2 protein-coding genes are annotated in these 1471 nt (G+C 54.3%); both read right to left on the bottom strand.

Going from position 1 to position 1471, the window contains the following annotated elements; genetic code table 11:
• Window positions 1-21 precede the first annotated feature (21 nt).
• On the bottom strand, window positions 22-408 hold the full coding sequence (locus FJM65_RS21060) for a transposase (protein ID WP_181163832.1): 387 nt from the start codon (window positions 406-408) through the stop codon (window positions 22-24).
• Window positions 386-1213, bottom strand: a complete 828-nt coding sequence (locus tag FJM65_RS21065; protein WP_140456487.1) for an IS110 family RNA-guided transposase — start codon at window positions 1211-1213, stop codon at window positions 386-388. Before FJM65_RS21065 ends, FJM65_RS21060 begins: the two co-directional genes overlap by 23 nt.
• Window positions 1214-1471: the final 258 nt, after the last annotated feature.

Below are 1471 nucleotides of genomic sequence, written 5' to 3' on the forward strand. Positions count from 1 at the left end.
CTAACTTCTATATAACTTCTCTTAAGCAGCTTCTTTTTTAAGTTTAGAGAGCTTTCGCTCCAGGTAAACAATCTTTGCCTGCTTGTACTTCTGCTGGTATGAAGTCAGTTCCACAGGTTTAAACTCTTGCTGACAAGATACCATTTTGTAATAGATGGTGGCAATCTTGTTAGCTGTTGCAACTATGGCATATCGGTTCCCGCCTCTGGCTTTCATGCGGCGGAAGTAGTCGCCGAGCCAGTTGTCGCTCCGCTGCACGGCATTGGCGGCGTTGCGGAATGCCTGACTGGCAGGATTAGGCTTCTTTTTCATCACGGTGCTGCTGATAAGCTTCCCGCCTGACACCTTGTTGTTGGGGCAAAGGTTCAGCCACGAGACAAAGTGCTTAGCCGTCTCCCACTTTCCCATGTCCGTGCCTGTCTCCGAGAGAATCTCCTCGGTAACGCTGCAGCTGCCGCTCAATGGCGGCATCACAGCAGGCGATGCGCCCGGTGTAGTACTGGTAGCTCGTGTAGCAGTCCTCCAGCAGGTAGAGCTGCTCTTCTCGCCAGTTGCCCTGCAGGGACTTGAGGAGAATGTCCCTGTCGGCCCTGATGTTGCTCTCAATACAGGCCAGGAAGCACTCCGGTGTCCGCTCCCCCCACAGTATGGTTTCTATGATGCGCGTGCCCGTCTTGCCGGTGATGTCCCGGATGAGGGTGTGCAGCTTGACGTTCATCACCTCCAAGGCCTTTTGCATCCTCAGCACGCACCTGCCCCTATCCTGCATCAGTGTCCTGCGGTGGCGCACCAGCGTGCGCAGGGCCTCCTGCTCGTCATCAGGCAGGTAGCTGCTCTTGAGCAGCCCGCAGCTGTGCAGCTTCTGTATCCAGCGCGCGTCATCCTCATCGTTTTTCCTGCCGCTCACGTTCTTTACCTGCCTAGCGTTCACCAGGTACACCTCGAAGCCCCGCTGGATGAGCAGGCTGAACAGGGGCTTCCAATACACCCCTGTGCTCTCCATGGCCACCGTGTCCACCCTACACTCATGCAGCCAGTTGGCGATGGCCTCCAAATCGCAGGTCATCGCCCCAAAGGACCTGACCGGTGTCTCGTCCCTTCCCTCGGGCACGGCGACGGCATGAATAGTGTCTCCTACGTCAATGCCTGCCGCATTCGGGTTGACCAGCGGCATGTTGACTGTGCTTCCTTTAACTGAGGCTCGCTTTTTCATACGCTTTGTTCTTTGGGTTAAGCACAAAAGCCCTGCCTGCTGCCCAGCCAGTTCACTCTTCTATGCGGGCTCCCACGCCCATTCTGAAACCAGAAGGGGCAGCAGAACCATACTAGCGGTTGAGTTTCACTACCCAATGTTAGGAAAGGTTTTGCTGCAAAAGCTCTTGTCTTTATAGAAACTGTTCCCCTAGAAATTCGGCTATGCATGCACATAGTTATTATGCACCAAACATTGGGTATCCAATATCGATACTAG

Source organism: Pontibacter mangrovi (assembly GCF_006385705.1).
GTDB classification, from domain to species: Bacteria; Bacteroidota; Bacteroidia; order Cytophagales; family Hymenobacteraceae; genus Pontibacter; species Pontibacter mangrovi.